Source organism: Paraburkholderia rhizosphaerae, from assembly GCF_004366595.1.
GTDB lineage: Bacteria > Pseudomonadota > Gammaproteobacteria > Burkholderiales > Burkholderiaceae > Paraburkholderia > Paraburkholderia rhizosphaerae.
Genome location: NZ_SORE01000007.1, coordinates 40265 through 62457, shown reverse-complemented (window position 1 = coordinate 62457; position 22193 = coordinate 40265). Strand labels below are relative to the sequence as shown.

Annotated in this window: 19 protein-coding genes; 15 read left to right on the top strand and 4 right to left on the bottom strand. The window is 62.8% G+C overall.

The features are described from left to right. Positions 1-10: 10 nt before the first annotated feature. Positions 11-532, top strand: a complete 522-nt coding sequence (locus tag BX592_RS11110) for a DUF3455 domain-containing protein (protein WP_134191825.1) — start codon at positions 11-13, stop codon at positions 530-532. A gap of 51 nt (positions 533-583) precedes the next feature. Here BX592_RS11110 and rclC read toward each other — a convergent pair whose 3' ends face one another. Both rclC and BX592_RS11100 read right to left on the bottom strand, forming a co-directional pair. Further along, positions 584-1204, bottom strand: a complete 621-nt coding sequence (rclC, locus tag BX592_RS11105; protein ID WP_134191824.1) for a reactive chlorine resistance membrane protein RclC — start codon at positions 1202-1204, stop codon at positions 584-586. A gap of 54 nt (positions 1205-1258) precedes the next feature. Next, a complete protein-coding gene (locus BX592_RS11100; protein ID WP_134191823.1) occupies positions 1259-1618 on the bottom strand; it encodes a DUF4148 domain-containing protein in 360 nt (119 codons plus the stop codon). Positions 1619-2177: 559 nt separating this feature from the next. Between BX592_RS11100 and sufB the strand changes: the two genes are divergently transcribed. The 6 genes from sufB to BX592_RS11070 are packed head-to-tail and all read left to right on the top strand — an operon-like array spanning position 2178 to position 7782. After that, complete coding sequence (sufB, locus tag BX592_RS11095) at positions 2178-3626, top strand: Fe-S cluster assembly protein SufB (protein ID WP_134191822.1); 1449 nt, start codon at positions 2178-2180, stop codon at positions 3624-3626. A gap of 24 nt (positions 3627-3650) precedes the next feature. Then, positions 3651-4430: a Fe-S cluster assembly ATPase SufC gene (gene sufC / locus BX592_RS11090; RefSeq protein ID WP_134191821.1), complete on the top strand. Its 780-nt coding sequence runs from the start codon at positions 3651-3653 to the stop codon at positions 4428-4430. Beyond that, the gene (gene sufD / locus BX592_RS11085) at positions 4427-5758 is read left to right on the top strand and encodes a Fe-S cluster assembly protein SufD (RefSeq protein ID WP_134191820.1); all 1332 of its coding nucleotides are present in this window, start codon (positions 4427-4429) and stop codon (positions 5756-5758) included. The genes sufC and sufD overlap by 4 nt, the downstream gene beginning before the upstream one ends. After that, positions 5755-7005 (top strand): SufS family cysteine desulfurase, encoded by a 1251-nt coding sequence (locus tag BX592_RS11080; RefSeq protein ID WP_377681633.1) that lies wholly within the window; start codon positions 5755-5757, stop codon positions 7003-7005. Before sufD ends, BX592_RS11080 begins: the two co-directional genes overlap by 4 nt. Beyond that, a complete protein-coding gene (gene sufU / locus BX592_RS11075) occupies positions 6998-7447 on the top strand; it encodes a Fe-S cluster assembly sulfur transfer protein SufU (protein WP_134191819.1) in 450 nt (149 codons plus the stop codon). The genes BX592_RS11080 and sufU overlap by 8 nt, the downstream gene beginning before the upstream one ends. Beyond that, entirely contained in the window at positions 7444-7782 is a 339-nt protein-coding gene (locus BX592_RS11070) for an SUF system Fe-S cluster assembly protein (protein WP_134191818.1), read from the top strand. The genes sufU and BX592_RS11070 overlap by 4 nt, the downstream gene beginning before the upstream one ends. Before the next feature lie 220 nt (positions 7783-8002). Here BX592_RS11070 and BX592_RS11065 read toward each other — a convergent pair whose 3' ends face one another. Further along, positions 8003-9583: a sensor histidine kinase gene (locus BX592_RS11065; RefSeq protein ID WP_166676336.1), complete on the bottom strand. Its 1581-nt coding sequence runs from the start codon at positions 9581-9583 to the stop codon at positions 8003-8005. Positions 9584-9630: 47 nt separating this feature from the next. Then, positions 9631-10338, bottom strand: coding sequence for a response regulator transcription factor (locus BX592_RS11060; RefSeq protein ID WP_134191816.1), 708 nt, complete (start codon positions 10336-10338; stop codon positions 9631-9633). Between the two features lie 628 nt (positions 10339-10966). Between BX592_RS11060 and tssB the strand changes: the two genes are divergently transcribed. The 8 genes from tssB (at position 10967) to tssI (ending at position 22178) form a co-directional block, all read left to right on the top strand. Continuing rightward, entirely contained in the window at positions 10967-11542 is a 576-nt protein-coding gene (tssB, locus tag BX592_RS11055) for a type VI secretion system contractile sheath small subunit (protein ID WP_134191815.1), read from the top strand. Positions 11543-11644: 102 nt separating this feature from the next. Continuing rightward, positions 11645-13144 (top strand): type VI secretion system contractile sheath large subunit, encoded by a 1500-nt coding sequence (tssC, locus tag BX592_RS11050; protein WP_134191814.1) that lies wholly within the window; start codon positions 11645-11647, stop codon positions 13142-13144. Between the two features lie 32 nt (positions 13145-13176). After that, a complete protein-coding gene (locus BX592_RS11045; protein WP_134191813.1) occupies positions 13177-13671 on the top strand; it encodes an Hcp family type VI secretion system effector in 495 nt (164 codons plus the stop codon). A gap of 88 nt (positions 13672-13759) precedes the next feature. Further along, entirely contained in the window at positions 13760-14251 is a 492-nt protein-coding gene (gene tssE / locus BX592_RS11040; RefSeq protein WP_134191812.1) for a type VI secretion system baseplate subunit TssE, read from the top strand. Further along, on the top strand, positions 14244-15998 hold the full coding sequence (gene tssF, locus BX592_RS11035) for a type VI secretion system baseplate subunit TssF (protein WP_134191811.1): 1755 nt from the start codon (positions 14244-14246) through the stop codon (positions 15996-15998). The genes tssE and tssF overlap by 8 nt, the downstream gene beginning before the upstream one ends. Next, the gene (gene tssG / locus BX592_RS11030; RefSeq protein WP_134191810.1) at positions 15953-17254 is read left to right on the top strand and encodes a type VI secretion system baseplate subunit TssG; all 1302 of its coding nucleotides are present in this window, start codon (positions 15953-15955) and stop codon (positions 17252-17254) included. The genes tssF and tssG overlap by 46 nt, the downstream gene beginning before the upstream one ends. 119 nt (positions 17255-17373) lie before the next feature. Next, on the top strand, positions 17374-20259 hold the full coding sequence (gene tssH, locus BX592_RS11025) for a type VI secretion system ATPase TssH (RefSeq protein ID WP_134191809.1): 2886 nt from the start codon (positions 17374-17376) through the stop codon (positions 20257-20259). Positions 20260-20264: 5 nt separating this feature from the next. After that, positions 20265-22178, top strand: coding sequence for a type VI secretion system tip protein TssI/VgrG (tssI, locus tag BX592_RS11020; RefSeq protein WP_134191808.1), 1914 nt, complete (start codon positions 20265-20267; stop codon positions 22176-22178). The last annotated feature ends 15 nt before the right edge of the window (positions 22179-22193 follow it).

Sequence of the window (22193 nt, the reverse complement as noted above, 5' to 3'; positions counted from 1 at the left end):
GACCGATGCCATGTACCGCCGTCAATTTACGCTTGCTAGCGTCCTTTCCCTGCTGACCGCCGCGTGTGCAGGTGGATCAGCGCCCGCGCAGTCCGCTGTGCCGACCGCGTCGTCGCTCATGCCGATGAACGCGCAACTGTTCGCATCGACAACCGCGACCGGCGTGCAGGTTTACTCGTGCGAATACGACAGTTCGCATCATTTATCGTGGTTGTTTAAAAACCCGCAAGCGACGCTTTACGACACGCTGGGGCGTCCGGTGTATCACCACGACGCGGGTCCGTCGTGGCAGGCGGACGACGGCAGCCGCATCGTCGGCCATGCGGTCGCTCAGATGGCGAGTGCATCGACGGGCAGCATCCCGCAACTGCTGCTCGAAACGACGCATAGCGATAAACCCGGCCAGCTTTCGAGCGTGCGCTTCGTGCAACGGCTGAACACGGTCGGCGGCAGCGCGCCGGCCACGATGTGCACGGCCGAGCATCAGATTGCTTACTCGCCGTACTTCGCGAACTATGTGTTCTGGAAGTAGGCGATGCGACTGCTATAAGCGATATCGGATGCCGGCCTGCTCGAGCGTCCATCAGGACATGCTGCGTTTCGCGTGCATCAGGCGGACCGCTGAGGGCGTGACGAGCTCGCGCTCGAGCAGCAACCGCTTTGCCGAATCCGCCATGATCACGATGCCGCCGGCCAGTATCACGGTGTCCTTGATGATCAGCCGCCCGTGTTCGGACAGAAACGGGAAGCCATACTGCGCATCGCCGAGCGCGGGCACCCAGGTCTCGGGCGTCGTGATCAGGAACGACAGCGTGACGAACGGCGTGAGAAACGACAGCAACCCGCCGAGCAACCCGAGTTTGCGTGAAGCGAAGTTCGACAGCACGAGCAGGCCGATCACGATTTCCAGCGTACCGAGACCGCGCGAGAAGCCATACGTGTTGTTCGCCTGCTGCCACTTGCGTTGCTCGGGCACGAGTTGCCCTTCCTTTGTCATGTGCTGCGCGTACTCCTTCGGATGCTCGTAGAAGAATGACATCACGGGGCTTTGTGCGACTAGCGGTGTAATGCTATCCGCTTCGTATGGCACGAATTTCAGTGCGCCGATCCAAAGAAACACAATCGCGAGCGCAATGCGGACCAGGTTCGCGCCGAGCGTGTCGCCACGGCTCATAACCCGCAAAAAGTCGGTATAGAGGTTCATGATTTTCTTCCGATGAGTGAGTGACGGTGAGTGAGACAAGCCGAACGTAACGCTTCATTGACCGAAATAGATGGGCTTCATGCCGTCGTTGTCGACGCGCAGCCTATCGCCGTCGCGGCCCCACGACGACGTGCCGGCGGTTGTGCCACCGTAGCCCGAGCTATCGTCGCGGCGCGCGCTTGCCGATCCGGTCGCGCTCACACGCGCTTGCGATTGTTGAAGCGCGTCCGGATAGTGAACGTCTTCGCCGACCGACTGGTCGTAGCCGGCCGCGCGCAATTGCGCGAGTTCGGCGCGCACTTGCGCACGCGTTAGTTCACCGGCTTGCGCGGAATGCGCGGCGGTACCGGCGAATGTAGTGCCAACGACAATCGCGGCGGCGGCAATGACGGAGCGGGTTAAGCGGTTCTTCATCATGTTCTCCAATGGGTTGCGGTGCGTACGGACAGCCAGTAGGTCGATCCGTCGCCATCGGCGATGGCGTAGGTCAACTTTAGGAAGCGGTGTCCGTCTGCTTGCAGTCCGGATGGATCAAACACATGCTCATTCGGATCACACTGAATCAAAGCGCGTGGGCGATACAAACGGAGATTGAATCGGAACTGAGCGTTTCCGAAAAGATTGGGCGGAACCGAAGCGCGCATGGCAGTGAACGCAGGCCCTTTGGCACGCTTTGACGCGTGTTGATATTTGAAAAGCCCCCGCACCACACCCGATTTTCCCGATGAAGAAGTCACACGCGATTCGTGTGACGCTTCACGCTGGGACCGCCTTTCGCCTTACGTTTGGACAAACGTCAACGCTTGGGTAGCCATCCGGGAAACAAGGTGATTGAGAGGGTTCAAACAGGTGAAATCATGCTTCGCATTATGGACTGCAGCGCGACAAGACCCTAAACCCGTATCGACATAAAGGCCTCCTGATAAAGCTTAAACTGGGTTTAGAGGCAAAACGGATCGCACGGAGAGTACTCATGACAGACACGATGACCGAACTCGACCCCTTCGTAAACCGACAATACAAGCATGGTTTTGTGTCGGATGTGCAGGCCGACTCGTTGCCGCCGGGCCTCGACGAAGACGTGATTCGCGCTATTTCGTCAAGAAAAGGCGAACCGCCGTTCTTGCTCGAATGGCGGCTTGCGGCATATCGCCACTGGGTCACGATGACCGAGCCCCAATGGGCGTCGATTCGCCGTGAGCCGATCGACTATCAGTCGATCGTCTATTTCTCGGCGCCGAAGGCGCGCAATGGCGCTCCGAAGAGCCTTGACGAAGTGGACCCCGAACTGCTGCGCACGTACGAACGGCTTGGCGTGCCGCTGAAGGAACGCGAAATGCTCGCGGGCGTCGCGGTCGACGCGGTATTCGATAGCGTGTCGGTGGCGACGACGTTCCGCGAAAAACTCTCGGCGCTCGGCATTATTTTCTGCTCGTTTTCGGATGCGGTGCGTGATCACCCCGAGTTGGTGAAGCAGTATCTCGGCTCCGTTGTGCCTCACAAGGACAACTTCTTTGCGGCGCTGAATTCGGCGGTGTTCAGCGACGGTTCGTTTGTCTATGTGCCGCCCGGCGTGCGCTGCCCGATGGAACTGTCGACGTATTTCCGTATCAACGCGCAAAACACCGGGCAGTTCGAACGCACCTTGATCATTGCGGACAAGGGCGCGCAGGTTAGCTACCTCGAAGGCTGCACCGCGCCGATGCGCGACGAAAATCAGCTGCATGCGGCGGTGGTCGAACTGGTCGCGCTCGAGGACGCGCAGATCCGCTACTCGACCGTGCAGAACTGGTACCCTGGCGATGAAAACGGCCGCGGCGGCATCTACAACTTCGTGACGAAGCGCGGGGACTGTCGCGGCAAGAACTCGAAAATTTCGTGGACGCAGGTCGAAACCGGCTCGGCGATCACATGGAAATACCCGAGCGTAATTCTGCGCGGCGACAACTCGATCGGCGAGTTCTATTCGGTCTCGCTGACCAACCATTTCCAACAGGCGGACACCGGCACAAAGATGATTCATATCGGCGCGAATACGCGCAGCACGATCGTGTCGAAGGGCATTTCCGCGGGCCGTGGCAGCAACGCGTATCGCGGGCTGGTGCGTATCGCACGCTCAGCGCAAGGCGCGCGCAACTTCACGCAATGCGATTCGCTGCTGATGGGCGACCGCTGCAGCGCGCACACGTTCCCGTATATCGAGGTGAAGAACCCAACCGCGAAGGTCGAGCACGAAGCATCGACGTCGCGCGTCGGCGAAGACCAGCTGTTTTACTGCATGCAGCGTGGGCTGTCGGCGGAAGACGCGGTGTCGATGATCGTCAACGGGTTCTGCAAGGAAGTGTTCGATCAGTTGCCGATGGAGTTTGCGGTCGAGGCTCAGAAGCTGCTGGGTATCAGCCTTGAAGGCAGCGTCGGCTAACAGCAGGCAAGGAGCGTTCAAATCATGCTGAGAATCAGAAATTTGCGTGCGACCGTCGAAGGCAACGAGATCCTGCGCGGTGTCGACCTCGATGTGAAGCCGGGCGAAGTGCACGCCATCATGGGGCCGAACGGCTCCGGCAAGAGCACGCTAGCGAATGTGCTGGCCGGTCGCGATCTGTACGAGGTTACCGGCGGCGAGGTGTCGTGGTTTGGGTCGAATCTGCTCGAGCTTGCGCCTGAAGAGCGCGCGAGAGAGGGTATTTTTCTCGCGTTTCAGTACCCGGTCGAAATTCCGGGCGTCAGCAATGTCTATCTGCTGAGGGCGGCGCTCAATGCGCAGCGTCGGCACCGCGGCGAGCCCGAACTCGACGCGATCGATTTTCTCGACCTGTTGCGCGGCAAGATGGCCGCGATGCAGATGAACGATGACCTGTTGCATCGCGCGGTCAACGAGGGCTTTTCCGGCGGTGAAAAGAAACGCAACGAGATTTTGCAGATGGCGGTGCTCGAACCGAAGCTCGCGATTCTCGATGAAACCGACTCAGGGCTCGATATCGATGCGCTGCAACTCGTCGCGAAAGGCGTTAATGCGATGCGCAGCCCGGAGCGCGCGATTGTGATGGTCACGCACTATCAGCGCCTGCTCGACTATATCGTGCCGGACTATGTGCACGTGCTGTCGCACGGCAGGATCGTGCGGTCCGGCACGCGTGAACTGGCGCAGCAACTGGAACAGCGCGGTTATGGCTGGTTGACCGAAGGCGCGGAAGATCCGTCTGCATCCGCACAGGTGGCGGTATGAAGCATGAATCACTCGACCACTTGACCGAAATGTTCAGAACGCTCGCACCGACGCTGCCAGGCGCGAGGCTGCAATGGATGAACGAGCGGCGCTTGCGTGCGTTCGAACAGTTTCGTGTGCAAGGATTTCCGACGCGTGCGGACGAGGCGTGGAAATACACGAACCTCGATGGTCTGAACCAGAAACTGCTGCATTTCTCGCCGGGCGCCGATCATCGCGCGCTTGAACAAGCGGCGCGTCTGGTGCGCGCTCATGAATGGGCCGATTCGCATCGGCTCGTGTTTGTCGATGGCGTATGGGTGCCGGAATTGTCCGATATCGGCGAACTGGCATCGGGCGTGTTTATCGGCAGCCTGGCGAGTGCGCTCGAACAGATTCCGGAGCGTATCCGCGCGCAATTCGCGGATGATCGCTGGCCCGATGGCCTCGCTGCGTTCAACGCGGCGTTTGCGCGGGATGGCTATGTCATGCTGATCCCATCTGGCGTCGAGCTTGGTAAGCCGTTGCATGTGATGTTCATCGGTAGCGACGATAACGATCTGGCCATGCAGCCATTGAATGTGGTTGTCGCCGGTTCGCATGCGCGTTGCGCGGTAGTCGAACAGTATGTCGGCGACGGTGACGCATGGTATTACACGAACGCGATGACCCGCATCGACGCGGGCGATCATGCAGACGTGCAGCACTACCGCGTGCAGCAGGAAGCACCCAATGCGGTACACACCGCAACGGTGCTGACAGAGCAACGCGAATCTAGCCGCTTTTCGTCCTACGCGTTTTCGTTCGGCGCAGCGCTGGCGCGCTCGACAATCGTGACGAAGCTCGGGGCGCCGCGCACATCGACAACGCTCGATGGACTCTACGTCGGAGGCGGCAAGCAACATCTCGACCACTACACAATGATCGATCACGCGCATCCGCAGTGTGCAAGCCGCGAAACGTATCGCGGCATACTCGACGGCAGCGCGCACGGCGTGTTCAACGGACGCATCGTCGTGCGTCAGGATGCACAGAAGACGGATGCCGATCAGGCGAACCATAATCTGCTGCTGTCGCGTAGTGCGGAAATCGACACGAAGCCACAACTGGAGATTTTCGCCGACGACGTACGCTGCACGCACGGCACCACGGTCGGTCAGCTCGACGAAACGCAGCTGTTCTATCTGCGCGCTCGTGGCATCGACGAGCGCGCGGCGCGCGCGCTGCTGACGTTCGCGTTTGCACGCGACGTGATCGATCGGGTCGCGATCGAGCCGCTGAAAGCGCGCCTCGAGGCAACGTTATTGACGCGGATGGCGGATGCGCCAGCCGACGCGGGGGAAGCATGATGAAACGCATTGATCTCGAGCACGAGGACCTGGTACGGGTGTGGCGCCGGGATTTCCCGATTCTCGATACCCGTCCGAATGGCAAACCGCTCATTTATCTCGACAATGCGGCGACCACGCAAAAGCCGTTTCATGTGATCGAAGCGGAAGCGAACTACTACCGCAACACGAACTCGAACGTGCACCGCGGCGTGCATTGGCTGGCGGAACGCGCGACCGATGCGTACGAACGCTCGCGCGCGACGGTCGCACGGTTTATCAACGCCGCGCATCCGTCGGAGATCGTATTCGTGCGTGGTACGACCGAAGCAATCAACCTTGTCGCGCACAGTTTTGCGCGGCCGCGTTTGCAGCCGGGCGACGAGATCGTGCTGACGACCATCGAGCATCACTCGAACATCGTGCCGTGGCAGATCGTCTGCGAGCAGACCGGCGCAACACTGAAAGTGGTGCCCGTCGACGATACCGGTACGCTCGATGTCGATGCGTATGCGCGATTGCTTGGTCCGCACACAAAACTGGTTGCGCTCGCACACATTTCGAATGCGCTTGGCACAGTGAATCCGGTCAGGAACATGATCGAACAGGCGCACGCGCTCGGCATTCCGGTGCTGCTCGACGGCGCGCAGGCAGTTGCGCATCTGCCGGTCGATGTCCGTGCGCTCGATTGCGACTTCTACGCATTTTCCGGCCATAAGCTCTATGGACCGACAGGCATCGGCGTGCTTTATGGCAAATCGACGTGGCTCGACGCAATGCCGCCGTGGCAGGGTGGAGGCGACATGATTCGCACCGTGTCGTTTGAAAAGACCACGTACAACGAGTTGCCGTGGAAGTTCGAAGCAGGTACGCCGAATATTGCCGGTGCGATCGGGCTCGCTGCCGCGATCGACTATTTCGGCACGATCGGCTTCAGCGCGATCGAAGCATCCGAGCATGCGCTGCTCGACTATGCGACGGTCGAATTGCAACGCATCGACGGGGTCAAGCTGATCGGCACCGCTGCGGATAAATCCGGTATTTTGTCGTTTGTCGTCGACGGTATTCATGCGCACGACGTCGGCTCGATTCTGAGCGATGCGGGCATCGCGGTACGCGCCGGTCATCACTGCGCGATGCCGGTGATGACGCGCTTCAAGGTGCCCGCCACGGTTCGCGCGTCGCTTGCGCTTTACAACACGCACGAAGAAATCGACGCGCTGGTGAAGGGGCTGGCCCGCGTGAAGGAGTGGTTCGGACATGAATGACATCCGCGACCTTTACCAGCAGGTGATCTTCGATCACTACCGCCGCCCGCATAACCGGCGCGACATCGACCATGCGAGCCATCACGCGGAGGGTTACAACCCGCTGTGCGGCGACCGTGTGAAGCTCGAACTGCGCATCGAAAACGGCATCGTGACCGAAGTCGGCTTCGACGGCGAGGGCTGCGCGATCGCGACCGCGTCGGCGTCGATGATGACCGACCTGATCAAAGGCAAGACGCTCGCGGAGGCGGAGCAACTGATCCAGCGTTTCCAAAGCATGGTGACGAGCGACCATGAGCCGGCACAAAGCGAGACGCAAGGCCTCGGCAAAACAACGATTCTCGCCGGCGTGAGAGAGTTTCCGGCGCGCGTCAAATGCGCGACGCTCGCGTGGCGGACCTTATCGGCGGCGTTGCATCACAAGGAGCATTACGAGGAATGACTGCTGAATCCTTTAGTAACGACAGCGCGCGCCCACTGAAAGAGCGGGTCATCGATGAATTGCGCACGCTGTACGACCCGGAAATACCGGTGAATATCTACGACCTCGGTTTGATCTACGCGCTGAACGTCGATGAAGACGAAGGGCGCGTCGAGATTCAGATGACGTTGACCGCGCCTGCGTGTCCGGTGGCGGAATCGTTTCCGCCGATGGTCGAGGAGCAGGTGTTCACGGTTGCCGGCGTACGCGACGTGAAACTCGAACTGGTGTGGGACCCGCCGTGGACGAAAGCGCGGATGACTGAAGCGGCTCGGCTTGCGCTGGGGATGTTGTAGCGGCCCGGCATCACTCAGTTTTCACTCAGACTGGCTCGACTATGTCTTCTGCTTCGTCTCCGCGGGCTTCGCGTGCCGTACGCACCGACGCATCCAGATTCTCCAGCGCCATTTCACCCAGCATGTCGATAAGCGCAGGTGCCGCATTCAAACAATCGATGCGATGAAATTCGCTACCGCCGAACGCGGCAGCTGAAAAATGTGCTGCAAGGCGGACTGGTCAACTGGATGAAGGCGTATCTTGCGGAGCAGGCGTAGGTGGTCTGCCAAGCGGAATCTGCACGTTGAGCACGGTCGCGGTCCCGGACGCGCTGAACGTCATCGTTCCACTGTGCCGCGCGACACGCGCGCGCATGCTGCGTAGACCGATACCGTGCGGCGTAGCCGAGTGCGTGGTATCAAAGCCGATCCCATTGTCGGCAATCACGATATCGAGCGCTTCGTCGTCCGCGCACAACTCGATATCGACACGCGTCGCCCGGCTATGTTTGAGCACGTTGGTCACACCTTCCTGCAACACGCGCATCACGTCTACGCCCGCTGCCGCCGGCATGCGCGCGCCCGCGAAGCTGTACACCTTCCACGTGCAGTCGATTCCCTGGCTCTCGAGCAATTGCGTGAGCCGGTGACGGAGCGGGGCGATCCATTCGTCGATCGGCTGCGCGTCGAAGCGCGTTTGCGACGCGGACTCGATGATGATGCGCAGATCGTCACGCAGTGCCTTGAGCAGTACGAGGAAGCGCTCAGCCGGTATCGCATGCGGCGCCTGTTCGAGCGTCGCAATCTGGCTAACCAGCATGCCGCCCAGCCCATCGTGCAGGTCATGGGCAAGACTCGTGCGCTCGTTGATTCGAACTTGCTCGATATGGAGTTCGTACTGATCGCGCAAGCGCTGCTTCGCATCGCGCGTCGCGCATTCGATTCCGGAAGCGAGTTCATCGTCGAACCGGTCGATGCGTGCGAGCGCCGTAGACAAGCGTCGCGCAAGCAGGATCGCCATGCCGATCGTCAGCAGCTGTGAAGCGGGTATCGCATAGCGAACCGCATTGTCAACGACGTTCGCCGAGATAAACAGATCGTGCACGCCGGCCGCGGCACAACCCGTCATGCACAGCGCAAGGAGCGCCAGCTCGCCGCGACGCTTGCGTAGCGCGAAGCCAATCAGCAAAGTACAACTGATGACCGCCACGCAGACCGACACAATAGCGAGCAGCGCGCGCAGGTCGTCGACGTATGCATGCCGTGCCGCGACCATCGCGGCCGAACCGATAGCGACGGCGATCCATAAAACCGTTTCGGGCAATGGCCTGCGCCACTCGCACAGCCGTGCGACAAAACTCGCGACACACGCAGTGCATATCAGCAGCGCGACCGAACTGAAGCGTTCGCTCGCGTCGATGCTCGCGAATGGCCACGGGCCCGTTGTAACCTGGTTCGACACATAGTTAAACCACGCAAGCGCCGTCAGGCTGAACCACCCGTAAGCACTTTCCTGCGGACGCATGATCCAGATCAGCGCAAACAGGCAACCGAGTACGCTAGTCAATGCAAGTCCAAACAGTGGGAGATTAGGTGGCAGCCAGGGCCAGCACGCTTCCTGCGTGCTCAAGACGGTTGCGTCACCGATTGCGAACAGCGCGGCGTCAGGTGTGACCGTAAAAGCAAAGCCCGGCGCAAATCCAGTCATACCCGCCGGCTCGACGCCCGCCCGATATAGCGCGATGGCCGACGCGCGAATCGAGCTCACCTGCTGCGCGCGCCAGCCCGACGAACGCGCGACCTGAGGGCGCGACGCGTCCACCTCCTGAGCCGCGAATGCCGCACCGGCACACAGCGCGATAATCAGGATCAGGGCAACAAGCCATGGGTACGCGCTTCGAAAATGGCCTGAGTGCGCGAGTTCACCGCGAGTTTCTTGTAGATATTTTTGATGTGACATTCGACCGTCAGCCTGGACAAGGACAACAGCCCGGAGATCTCCCGATTCGTCAGCCCCTTGCCCACCAGTCCAAGCACTTCGATTTCTCGACGGCTCAGCGGAGCGGCCGGGATCGCGTGCTGCGTAGCGTCTCCCGAGCCACGCAAAAGGGATGTGGCGGAGCCAGCCAGGGCAAGAATGTGCTTCGCGATGAAGGGGTCGATCGGCGCGCCACCGCGCAGCGCACTGCGAATCGACAACGTGATTTCGATCTCGTCGCGCTCCTTCAGCAGATAGCCGGTCGCGCCGGCTTGCAGCGCGGAGAGGATCGTATGCGGTGAACGCCACGCGGAGATTACCAGAATCGGCAGCGCCGGATCTTTCGCATAGAGCTTATGGATCAGGTCGATGCCGTTGCCGTCGGGCAGCCCGCAATCGATCAGCACCATCGCGAAGCGCTGGCTACCTAGCAATGCATCGGCTTGCGCAAGCGTTTCGGCGAAGTACAACGCGTCATCGCCATAGCCAAGCGTCGCGAGTATGCCGCGCAGCCTGACCTGCATTGCTGGTTCGTCTTCCACAACGAGGAGCGGCCGCGGCAGCGTCGGCTCGCGCGTTTCGAATGAAGGTTGAGTCATGGTCGGATCAGTCATCTGCGTGCGCGGCCCCGGCGCATGCAGTCAGCCGATTAAGGAGCGCTTGCGAGCCTGGCATAAATGCATGTCCGCCAAAATACCTGAAAACAGGTAGCCTGAGTTTGAAAACCCTGCGCCGGCCGTTGCTGGCATAGGTAACGGATACCAAATTCCAGGTATTGCCGTTAGCGCGGCAGTCCGATTAAATGCCGACAAAATTCTTCGAAACACTCACGAATATCGGCGCTGCGCGCCTATGCGCAAAGCGTGAATAGATTCAATCCGTTGCTCAATGGCCGCGGCCCCGACCTGGGCAATTTATCGGCGTGCGACGGATTGCGGGGCGAGCGCAAGCATCACGCTACCAGCGCTCGATAAGCGCCCTCACATATCGCATCAGATGCGAGGCGCTCCGCCCGGCCGGCAGGTGGGTAGCTTGACGATAGGAGCGTTTGAAATTCGCGTATGACCTCGATGCGCTTGCCGTGCGTTGCGCGGTCGCGAGCGGGGTATTGCATACACATTTTTATTGCATTTTTGCGGATGGTTTGCGTCTGTCTTCATCGCATTGTCGGAATTGCGAGGGGGACGCTTTTTCCAAAACGTATCAGGGGTTTCCGGAGATCCTTCCATGTCCAACAGCCTGCAAAAGTGGATTGGGCGCAATCGCCCGCCGCGTGTCCAGATTACCTATGACGTCGAAATCGGCGATGCCGTCGAGAAGCGCGAACTGCCGCTCGTGGTCGGCCTGCTCGCTGATCTGTCGGGTCAGCCTGCCGAGCCGCTGCCGAAGCTCAAGGAGCGCCGCTTCGTCGAAATCGATCGCGACAACTTCGACGAGATCATGGGCAAGATCCACCCGCGTCTGGACCTGTCGGTGCCCGATACCGCGAAAGGCGAAGGCAATCTGAAGGTCGAACTGCAATTCAGCGAGTTTGCCGACTTCCATCCCGAGAACATCGTGAACCAGGTGCCGCGCCTCGCGAAGCTGCTCGAAGCGCGCCAGCAACTGCGCGATCTGCTTGCGAAGCTCGACGGCAATGACGAACTCGACTCGATGCTCGACCGCATCATCCAGAGCACGGAGGAGCTGAAGAAGGTGCAAAGCCTCGCGCAAGCCGGCGAGCCCGCTGCTGCTGCCGCGGAACCGGCTGGCGAAACGGCCGGCGCCGCGCCGGACGCCGCTTCCGGGACTCCGGCGAGCTGAGCGAAGAGCTGGGCGTCGACCCGAGCGTCGACCCGAGTCCCGTGATCAAACAACTGGTGTCCGGGCATAGCGCGGGCGCAAACCCATTCAAAGGTGATGCACATGGCAAGCAAACAAGCGGCCGGAACGTCAGCCGCAACGCAGACTGGAACCACCGCAGGCGAACTGAGCCTGCTCGATCAGATCGTGCATGAAGGCAACATGGCGGTCGAGCCGTCGCAAAGCGGCTACGCGAAGAAGCTGATTGGCCAGCTCGCGTCGCAGATTCTCGACGAAGGGATGCGCACGAGCCCCGACAAGAGCGTGGTCGCGATGATCAACGAGCGGGTCGCGGAAATCGACCGGATGCTGACCGACCAGCTCAACGCGATCATGCACGATCCGGCGTTCCAGGCGCTCGAAGCGTCGTGGACCGGGCTGCACGACATGGTGTTCGGCACCGAGACGAGCAGCAACCTGAAGCTGCGCCTGCTCAACGTGACGAAGAAAGAACTGCTGAAGGACCTCGAATCGGCGGTCGACCACGATATGAGCGTCCTCTTCAAGAAGGTCTACGAAGAGGAGTACGGCACGTTCGGCGGCCACCCGTATTCGCTGCTGGTCGGCGACTACACGTTTGGCCGGCACCCGCAGGACATTGCGCTGCTCGAGCGCATCTCGCGCGTCGCCGCGGCCGCGCACGCACCGTTTATCGCATCGGCGGCGCCGAGCCTGTTCGATCTGAAATCGTTTACTGAGCTGGGTGTCACGCGCGATCTGTCGAAGATCTTCGAAAGCGCGGAACTGACCACGTGGCGCAGCTTCCGCGAGACCGAGGATTCGCGCTACGTCGCGCTGGTGCTGCCGTCGTACGCGGCGCGCCTGCCGTACGGCGCGAAGACCAAGCCAGTCGAGAGCTTCAATTTCGAGGAAGACGTCGACGGGACCGATCACAGCAAGTACCTGTGGGCGAACTCGGCGTATCAGATGGGCCTGCGCATCACCGACGCGTTTGCGAACTTCGGCTGGTCGACCGCGATTCGCGGCGTCGAAGGCGGCGGCCGGGTGAACGGCATGGTCGCGCATACGTACAAGACCGGCGAAGGCGACATCGTGCTCAAGTGCCCGACCGAGGTGACGATTACCGACCGTCGTGAAAAGGAGCTGAACGATCTGGGCTTTATCGCGCTGCTGAACTCGAAGGGCTCAAATATGGCCACCTTCTTCGGCGGCCAGACGACCAACAAGCCGAAGCTCTATAACAAGGATCTCGCGAACGCGAACGCGCATCTGTCGTCGCGTCTGCCGTACGTGCTTGCCGCGTCGCGCTTTGCGCACTACCTGAAGGTGATCATGCGCGACAAGATCGGCAGCTTCCAGACGCGCGCCGACGTGGAGAACTATCTGAACAACTGGATTGCCGACTACGTGCTGATCAATCCGTCCGCGTCGCAGGTGCAGAAGGCGCGCTATCCGCTTGGCGAGGCGCGCGTCGACGTGACCGAAGTGCCGGGCAAGCCGGGCGCGTACCGCGCGACGTGCTTCCTGAAGCCGCACTTCCAGATGGAAGATCTGACCGCGTCGATCCGCCTCGTTGCCGAGCTGCCGGCCGCGGCCGCCTGATCCGCCTGTTCGCACACTGACCTGAGGACTTCATGGACACCATTCTTCTCGAGATGACCGACGTCAAGGGCAACTCGCTGCTTAAAGACCATTCGGACAAGATCATCGTCGACTCGTTTTCGATCAGCATGAACCTGCCGGTTTCGAACGATCCGGCCAACACCGAACGCACGCTCGGCCGCGTGAATATTTCGGAGATGAGCTTTTCCAAGGCCACCGACCTTGCGACGCCCGCACTTTACGCGGCTTGCGCGGCCGGTACGAAGCTCGGCGATGCCAGCGTGCTGGTCGGCCGTAACGAAGGCGGCGCGTTCATGCTGCATATGAAGTACGTGCTCAGCAACGCGATGGTGTCGACCATCTCGACGGGCGGCGGCGGCGGCGGCATGTCGGACAGCTTCACGCTGAACTTCACGAAGATCACCGCCGAGTACACGCAGCAGAACACCGACTCGACGAAGAAGGGCACGGCGCCGTTCGGTTGGGATCTGTCGACCAATACCGACGCCGCACCGGCGAAGAGCTAAAGCGGCGCAACCGGACGCTAGCGGCGCGCGCCGTATCAACGCGGTGCGCGCTGCGTTCGTGTAGCCAGTCAGCGAGGAGTGAAAGCCGATGTCAGCGATCGCCAGCGGTTCATCGATGTCGCTGTTCGACCGCGTTGCCGATGCCGATGCCGGCGCCGACGGCGACGCGTCATTGCCGCTGGCCGATACACTGCGCGCGTCGATTGCGCGGGACCTCGCGCGGCTGCTCAATACGCGCTCGCGGCTCACGTTCGATCTGTTTGCGCAACGTGAAGGCACGGTGCTCGACTATGGCGTGCCTGATTTCACCGAACGTTCGTTGCAGTCGGGCGCGGACCGCGATGCGATCGCGGCGGCGGTCGCGCGGGCGATCGCGCTGTTCGAGCCGCGGCTGGCGAATGTGTCGGTCGGCTTCACCGGTACAAGCGGCGGTACAAGCGCCGCGGACCCGAAACGCCACGCGCCGTGCCTGACCATCCGCGGCGAAATGCGCGCCGGCACGGCCGTGCATCACGTCGCGTTCGAACTCGCACGCGACGCCGCCGGCACAACCGACGCCCGCTGGGAGGCTCATGGCTGACGTCGCGCCGGACGACATCCTGCAGTACTACAAGCATGAACTCGCGTACCTGCGCACGCAGGGCGCCGATTTTGCGCGCCGCTACCCGAAGGTCGCGGCGCGTCTTGCGTTGCACGGCAACGAATCGCTCGACCCGCACACGGAGCGGCTGATCGAGGCGACCGCGTTTCTGGCGGCGCGTGTGCACCGCGATCTCGATCAGGCGTTTCCGCAGATCGCCGCATCGCTGCTCGAAGGCGTATGCCCATCGCTTGCGCAACCGCTGCCGTCGATGACGATTGCGCAATTCGATCTCGACCCGCAGCAGGGCAAGGTCACCGCCGGTTTTCGCGTGCCACGCCACACGGGCTTGCAGGCGCGCACCGAAACCGGCGACGTGTGCCGCTTCCGCACCGCGTGGGACACCATGCTGTGGCCGCTGAAAATCGTGCATGCGCGCTTGGCCGACGACGCGACCTTGCGGCTCACGCTCGAGTGCGACGCTCAGGTCGATTTTGCCGAGCTCGAACTGACCAGCCTGCGCATCCATTTGCACGGCGACTGGATGCTGACGATGCCGCTTTACGAGTTGCTGACAGCAGGCGTATCCGACGTGTCGCTGCAGCCCGAAGGCGGCCGGCCGTCGCTGCTGCCGGCCGGTTCGTGGCGCGAAGTCGGCTACGCGCGCGAAGACAGCGTGTTGCCGCACCCGTTGCACGCGCAACCGGCGTACGGGCTGATGCAGGAATATTTCGCGTTTCCGCGCAAGTTTCATTTCTTCGACCTGCACGGTTTGCGCGGACGCATGGGCAGCGGGCGCCGCTGCGAAATCGCGCTGCATTTGCGGCACGCGCCGCGCGGGCTCGCGACGCTCAACGCACAGCATTTCCGGCTCGGCGCGACGCCGATCGTCAATCTGTTCGCGCAGACGAGCGAGCCGATTGCGATCGACCACCGGCAGTTCGAGTACCGCCTGGTCGCGGACCGGCAACGCGAGGCGATCACCGAAATTCATTCCGTGAGTTCGGTGGTCGTGTCGGACCCGCACCAGCGGCACACACGCGCGATTCCAAGCTTCGCGTCAGCGCAGCACGGCGACAAGGTGTACTGGTCCGCGCGCCGCGAGCACACGCTGCGCGGCAACATGGCGGGCACCGATATGTTCGTGAGTTTTATCGACGCGGACAACGCGACGGCGAGCACCACCTCGATGCCGGTCATCTACGCGAACGTGCTGTGCACGAACCGGCGCCTCGCCGAGCATGTGCCGGCCGGCGCGCGCCTTGTCGTCGACAAGGTGTCGCAGAACGTGCAGGTGCGCTGTCTGTACGAGCCGACCGCCGCGCGCAACCCGCCGCTCTCCAGCGAAACCTTGTGGCGCCTCGTGTCGCTGCTGACGCTGAACCATCAGTCGCTCGCGAGCGGCGCGACCGGGCGCGCGCAACTGCAGGAACTGCTGCGCCTGTTCGCCTCCGATAGCGCGCGTGAGCAGGATCAGATCCGCGGCGTGAAGAGCATCGAAACGCGCAGCGCGGCCGCGCATGTCGGCACCGACGCGTGGCGCGGCTACTGCCGCGGCACCGAGATCGCACTCGAGTTCGACGCGGACGCGTTTGCGGGCGGCTCGCCATTGCTGATGGGCGCGGTGCTCGCACGCTTCTTCGCGCTGTATACGACGGTCAACTCCTTTGTACGGCTGGTGGTGCGCCGTGGAGACGGGATATGGAAGCAATGGGAGCCGATGACAGGCTGTCAGCCGCTGCTCTGATCGCCGAGCTCACGCAGCACGCGCCCGGCTTCGATCTGTTCCAGGCGATCGCGCTGCTCGAGCGGGCGTTGCCGGCGGCCGAAGCGCTTGGCACCGGCGATGGCGCACGCGAAGCGGTGCGGCTGTCGGGCCATGTGTCGCTCGCGTTCGAGGCGAGCGATGTGAGGAGCGTACGGGAGAATCCGCCGCGCGATGAAGTCGTCGCGCCGCACGCGGTGGCCGCCGGCGAGCGCGGGCTGCCGCCGGTGACCTATACGTTGAGCACGCCGGTGCTGACGCTCGCCGGTGCGAATGGACCGCTGCCGATGCCGGTCACTGAACTGGTGCTCGAGCGCCGTGCGGCGCGCGAGCCTGCGCTTTCGGATCTGCTCGACATCTTCAATCACCGCTTCCTTTCGTTTCTGTATCGCGGGCGTAAAAAGCATGCGCCTGGCCTGAACTGGCAATCGCCGCATGCGTCGGCGCTCGCGGCATGCATCGATGCGCTCAGCAATCTCGGGCTGCACCGCCACATGCGGGGACCGCATCACGCGGCAGGTGAAAGACCTCGTGGGACGGAGCCCTGGCTGCGCCACGCGGGGCTAATGAGCGGTGCACCGCGCTCGATGGCCGGGCTCGTCACGCTGCTTGCCGATCGTCTGGGTTTGCGGGTCACCGGCACGCAGTTTATCGGCGGCTGGCGCGCGGTCGATCGCGCGGATTCGATCCGTATCGCGGGAGTGCGCGACGGTGTGCGCACCGCTGGGTCGCGCGTCGGTGGCGTGCAACTGCTCGGACGCCGCTGGTGGGATCAGGCGGCCGGCATTCGGATCGAGTTTCACGATCTGCCACGCACGCGTTTTACCGCGCTGCTGCCGGGTGGCGATGACCACGCGCTCGCGCTATGGCTGATCCGCAGTTATCTGCAGGAGGACTTCGACGTGCAGTTCATGCTGATGCCGGCGCCGCAGACGGTGGCGTGCGCGGTCGGTGGCAAGACGGCGGCGAGGTTGGGGTGGACGTCGTGGTTGTCGGGCACGCGTGCGGCGAAAGCGGAAGTGGGCGCTGACGCGGGGGGCAAAGCGGGCGCTGAAGCCAGCGCGAACGGGGGCGCGGGCAAGACCCACCGACCGGTATTCGGCGGCGCGACGGGCACCGCTGCGCATCGCGCACGGCGTGCGCCGGCGCCGGTGCGCTTCACCGCGCGAGCGAGCGAGAGTGCAAGTCCGAGTGCGAGTCCGACTCCGGGCGCCGTGGCGACGCGGCCGCATCGCTGACGCAGCGACGAGACCACACCGAGACCGCTGGAAGAAACCGCGACGACACGAAACCACCCCTGCAACGAAACCTACGAAGCCACCCCGAAACGACGCCGCCCGAACGAGGACATTGCCGCATGGACATCGATATTCGCACGCTGCTAAGCCGGCTCAATCCCGCATGCCGTCATGCGATGGAGCAGGCCGCGCAGTCGTGCGTGCGGCAAACGCATTACAACGTCGACGTCGAGCACTTGCTGCTCGCGCTCGTCGAAACCGACGCGCCCGATCTGCGCGCGATCCTCGCGCATTTCGACATCACCATCGAAGCGCTCACCGCGCAGTTGCAAAAGGCAATCGACCAGTTCAAACGCGGCAATGGCCGCACGCCCGCGCTGTCGCCGAATTTCACGCCGCTGCTGCAGGAAGCGTGGCTGTTGAGTTCGATGCTGCTCGGCGAGCAGCAGGTACGCTCGGGCACGCTGGTGCTCGCGTTGCTGGAGGTAGATAGCCTGCGCGGGCTGTTGCTCGAATCGGCGCCGGTGTTGCTGAAGATTCCGCGCGCGAGCCTGCGCGATGCGCTGCCGGCGCTGGTCGCCGATTCGCCGGAAGACACCGGTGGCGCCGGTCGCGATAGTGGTGCGCCGGCCGCCGCGGCGGGTGCATCCGGCACGGCGAGTGCCACGTCGTCCGTGCGTGCGATGCCGACGCTGTCGAGCGCCGGAGCGGGTCACGCGTCACGCCAAAGCGCGCTCGAACAATACACGGCCGACCTGACCGCGCTCGCGCGCGAAGGCGCAATCGATCCGATTCGCGGCCGCGACAGCGAGATCCGTCAATTGATCGACGTGCTGCTGCGGCGCCGCCAGAACAATCCGATCCTGACCGGCGAAGCGGGCGTTGGCAAAACGGCCGTCGTCGAAGGCTTCGCGCAGCGAATCGTGCACGGCGACGTGCCGCCCGCGCTGGCGAATGTGTCGGTGCGCTCGCTCGATCTCGCGCTGTTGCAAGCGGGCGCCGGCATCAAAGGCGAGTTCGAGAACCGGCTGAAGTCGGTGATCGCCGAGGTCAAGGCGTCGCCGACGCCGGTCATCCTGTTTATCGACGAGGCGCATCAGCTGATCGGCGCGGGCGGCAGCGAAGGTCAGGGCGACGCGGCGAATATGCTGAAGCCCGCGCTCGCGCGCGGCGAACTGCGCACAATCGCGGCGACCACGTGGGCCGAATACAAGAAGTACGTCGAGCGCGACCCGGCGCTGGCGCGGCGCTTCCAGGTGGTGAAGGTCGAAGAGCCGACCGAGCCGGTCGCAATCGAGATGCTGCGCGGGATGGTGCAGAAGCTCGAAGCGCATCACGGCGTTGAAATTCTCGATGAAGCGGTGCGCGACGCAGTGAAGCTATCGCATCGCTATATCTCCGGCCGGCAACTGCCGGATAAGGCGATCAGCGTGCTCGACACCGCTTGTGCGCGCGTCGCGATCGGCCAGAGCGGCGCGCCGGAAGAGCTCGAAGCGCTGAGCCGCGCGATCGAGAGCGCGGAGAATCATTTGCGCATTCTGCGTCACGAAAGCGCGACCGGCGCCGACCGTGTCGATGCGATTGCCACGCGCGAACGCCAGCTTGCGGACGACCGTGCGCGCTATGCGCGCCTTACCGACAAGCTCGCGACCGAAAAGCGCGCGGTGGCGGAAATTCTCGCGTGGCGGCGCAAGATCGCGCAGCATCTCGCGGATCGGGATGTCGAGCGCGACGCGGATAGCGCAAGCCATGCAAATGGCGCAGGCAACGCAAGCCACTCAAGCAACGCCCATCGCACTGAACACGGCGGCCACGATCGTGCGGCGGACGATCGACGCAGCGTACCCGTGCAGCCGATGCCGGACGCCGTAGACGCATTGGAAATGCCCGAAGGCGACGACGAAGCATCGCTCGCCGCCAATCTGGCGCGCCTCGAAAAAGGCCTCGAAGCGGTGCAGAACGACGAACCGCTGGTGCCGGTCTGCGTCGACTCGAACGTCGTCGCGAATGTGATCTCCGGCTGGACCGGCATCCCGGTCGGCCGCATGCTCGCCGACGAATTGCACACGGTGCTGTATCTGCAGGACAAGCTGGCGGAGCGCGTGGTCGGCCAGGACCAGGCGCTCGACACGATCGCGCGCCGCATCCGCACGTTCCGCGCGGACCTCGACGATCCGGGCAAACCGGTTGGCGTGTTTCTGCTGGTCGGCCCGAGCGGCGTCGGCAAGACCGAGACGGCGGCCGCGCTGGCCGACACGCTGTACGGCGGCGAGCGCAACATGATCACCGTCAACATGTCCGAGTTTCAGGAAGCGCACAGCGTATCCGGCCTGAAAGGCGCACCGCCGGGTTATGTCGGCTATGGACGCGGCGGCGTGCTGACCGAAGCGGTGCGACGCCGCCCCTATAGCGTCGTGCTGCTCGACGAAATGGAAAAGGCGCATCCGGACGTGCTCGAACTGTTCTTCCAGGTGTTCGACAAAGGCACGATGGAAGACGGCGAGGGCGTGCCGATCGACTTCAAGAACACGCTGATTCTGCTGACATCGAATGCCGCGCAGGACGTGATCACCGACGCATGCCAGGGCGGCCGCCGTCCGCCGCCGGACGCGCTGATCGAACAGTTGCGGCCCGCGCTGGTGCGGCAATTCAGCCCCGCGTTTCTCGGACGGCTGGTGCTGGTGCCGTATTACCCGCTCGGCGATGCGCAGATCGCGTCGATCGTCGAACTCAAGCTCGAACGGCTCGCCGATCGTTTCGCGCGCAACCATCACGCGCCGCTCACGTGGGACGACGCGCTGTCGCAACTGATCACGCAGCGCTGCAAGGAAGTCGATAGCGGCGCGCGCAACGTCGATCACATCCTGACGCAGGCGGTGATGCCCGAGCTCGCGCGCCAGGTGCTCGAGCGGATTTCGATTGCGCGGCCGTTTTCGGGTGTACATATCGGCGTGAACGCGCAGGGCGGCATTGTGTTCCGGTTCCGTTCTTCGGACGAGGCGTAACCGCTATGTCGACAGTCGCCGCCACTCAGACGCACTGCTTGCTGTCGGTCACGACGCCGCTCGGCGCCGACGTGCTGCTGCTCGACGGGTGCGCGGGACGCGAAGCGATTTCCGAGCTGTTCCAGTTCGACCTGCGGATGCGTGCGGCAAACAAGGCGCTCGATTTCTCGACACTGGTCGGCGCGACCGCAACGGTGAAACTGCAAACGAAGGCCGGACCCGCGCGCTATCTGAGCGGTATCGTCACGCGCTTCGCAAGCGTCGGCGCCGATGCGCAATATGGTCACTACACCGCGACCCTCGCGCCACAGCTCTGGCGGGCGACGCTCGGGCGCGACCGCGCGATCTATCAGAACAAGAGCGTGCCCGACATCGTGAAGGCGGTGCTTGGCACGTTCAGCGTGACATTCGAAGACCGGCTGACCGGCACATACGCGGTGCGCGACTACTGTGTGCAATACGACGAGAGCGCGTTTCAGTTCATTTCGCGGCTGATGGAAGAGGAAGGGATTTTCTACTTCTTCGTGTTCGCCGACGGCTCGCACACGATGGTGCTCGCGGACAGCGTCAGCGCGCACTCGAAAGGCACGAATAGCGCAACGCTGTACTGCACCGGCATAGCCGGCGTGGCCGCGAATATCGAGCGCCTCCATACATTCGAAATCGCGCAGGCGCTGGTCGCGGGCGACCACGTGCTGGCCGACTACGACTTCGTCAAGGCCACCACATCGGAGGCGCAGAAGCAGACCACCGCGTCCGGTGCCGGAGCGGGCGCGGACCTGCTGCGCTACACGTTTCCCGGCAAGTACACCGATGACGCCGACGGCACGCGCAAGGCGGCGATCCGCCTCGCCGCGGATACCGTCGGGCAGCACACGGGTCATGGCAGCGGCGAATGCTACAGCCTCGCGGCCGGGACGTTCTTCACGCTGGCCGCGCATGCGAACGCGGCGCTCAATGTCGACTATGTGGTGCGCGGTGTCATGCACGACGCAACCAACGACATGTACCGCAACGTGTTCGAAATCTTCCCGTATAGCGTGCCGTTCCGCGCGCCGTTCGTGACGCCGCTGCCGGTCGTTAACGGCACGCATACCGCGAAGGTGACCGGTGCATCCGGCGAGGAGATCTGGACCGACAGTTATGGGCGCGTGAAGGTGAAATTCCACTGGGATCGTTCGTCCACCGCGAACGAAGATACGTCGTGTTGGGTGCGTGTGTCGCAGGCATGGGCGGGTCAAGGCTGGGGGCAGTTCATCCTGCCGCGCATCGGTCAGGAGGTGATCGTCAGCTATATCGATGGCGATCCGGACCGGCCGCTCGTCACCGGTTGCGTATTCAACGGTGTCAACACGACGCCGCTCACGCTGCCCGGTTCGCAAACGCAAAGCGTGCTGCGCTCGCGCTCATCGAAGAACGGCCAGGCCGGCAATGAGATTCGCATGGAAGACAAGCTCGATTCGGAAGAGCTGTATCTGCATGCGCAGAAGGACATGAACGTCGCGATCGAGAACGCGCTGACGACGACGGTGGTCGGCGGCGCGCAAAAGCTTGTCGTGCAAAAAGGCGACCGGACCGTCGACGTGCAGACCGGCAAGGAAACGTATTCGGTCAAAGGCACGCGCTCGCTCGACATTACCGGCGATGAAACACACACGAATCACGGCAAGTTCACGCAGACAACCGGCGGCGACTACACGCTGAAGATCACCGGCAATCTCGTGATCGAGGCGACCGGCACGATCAGCATCAAGTCCGGCACGTCGTTCGCGAACGAAGCGGGGACCTCGCTCGGATTGAAGGCGGGCACGTCGCTGACCGCGCAGGGGATGACCGTCGAGCACAAGGCGTCGGCCACGCAGACCGTCGATGGCGGCGGGATGCTCGCGCTGAAGGGCGGCGTCGTCAAACTGAACTGAACCGGACCTGCGACA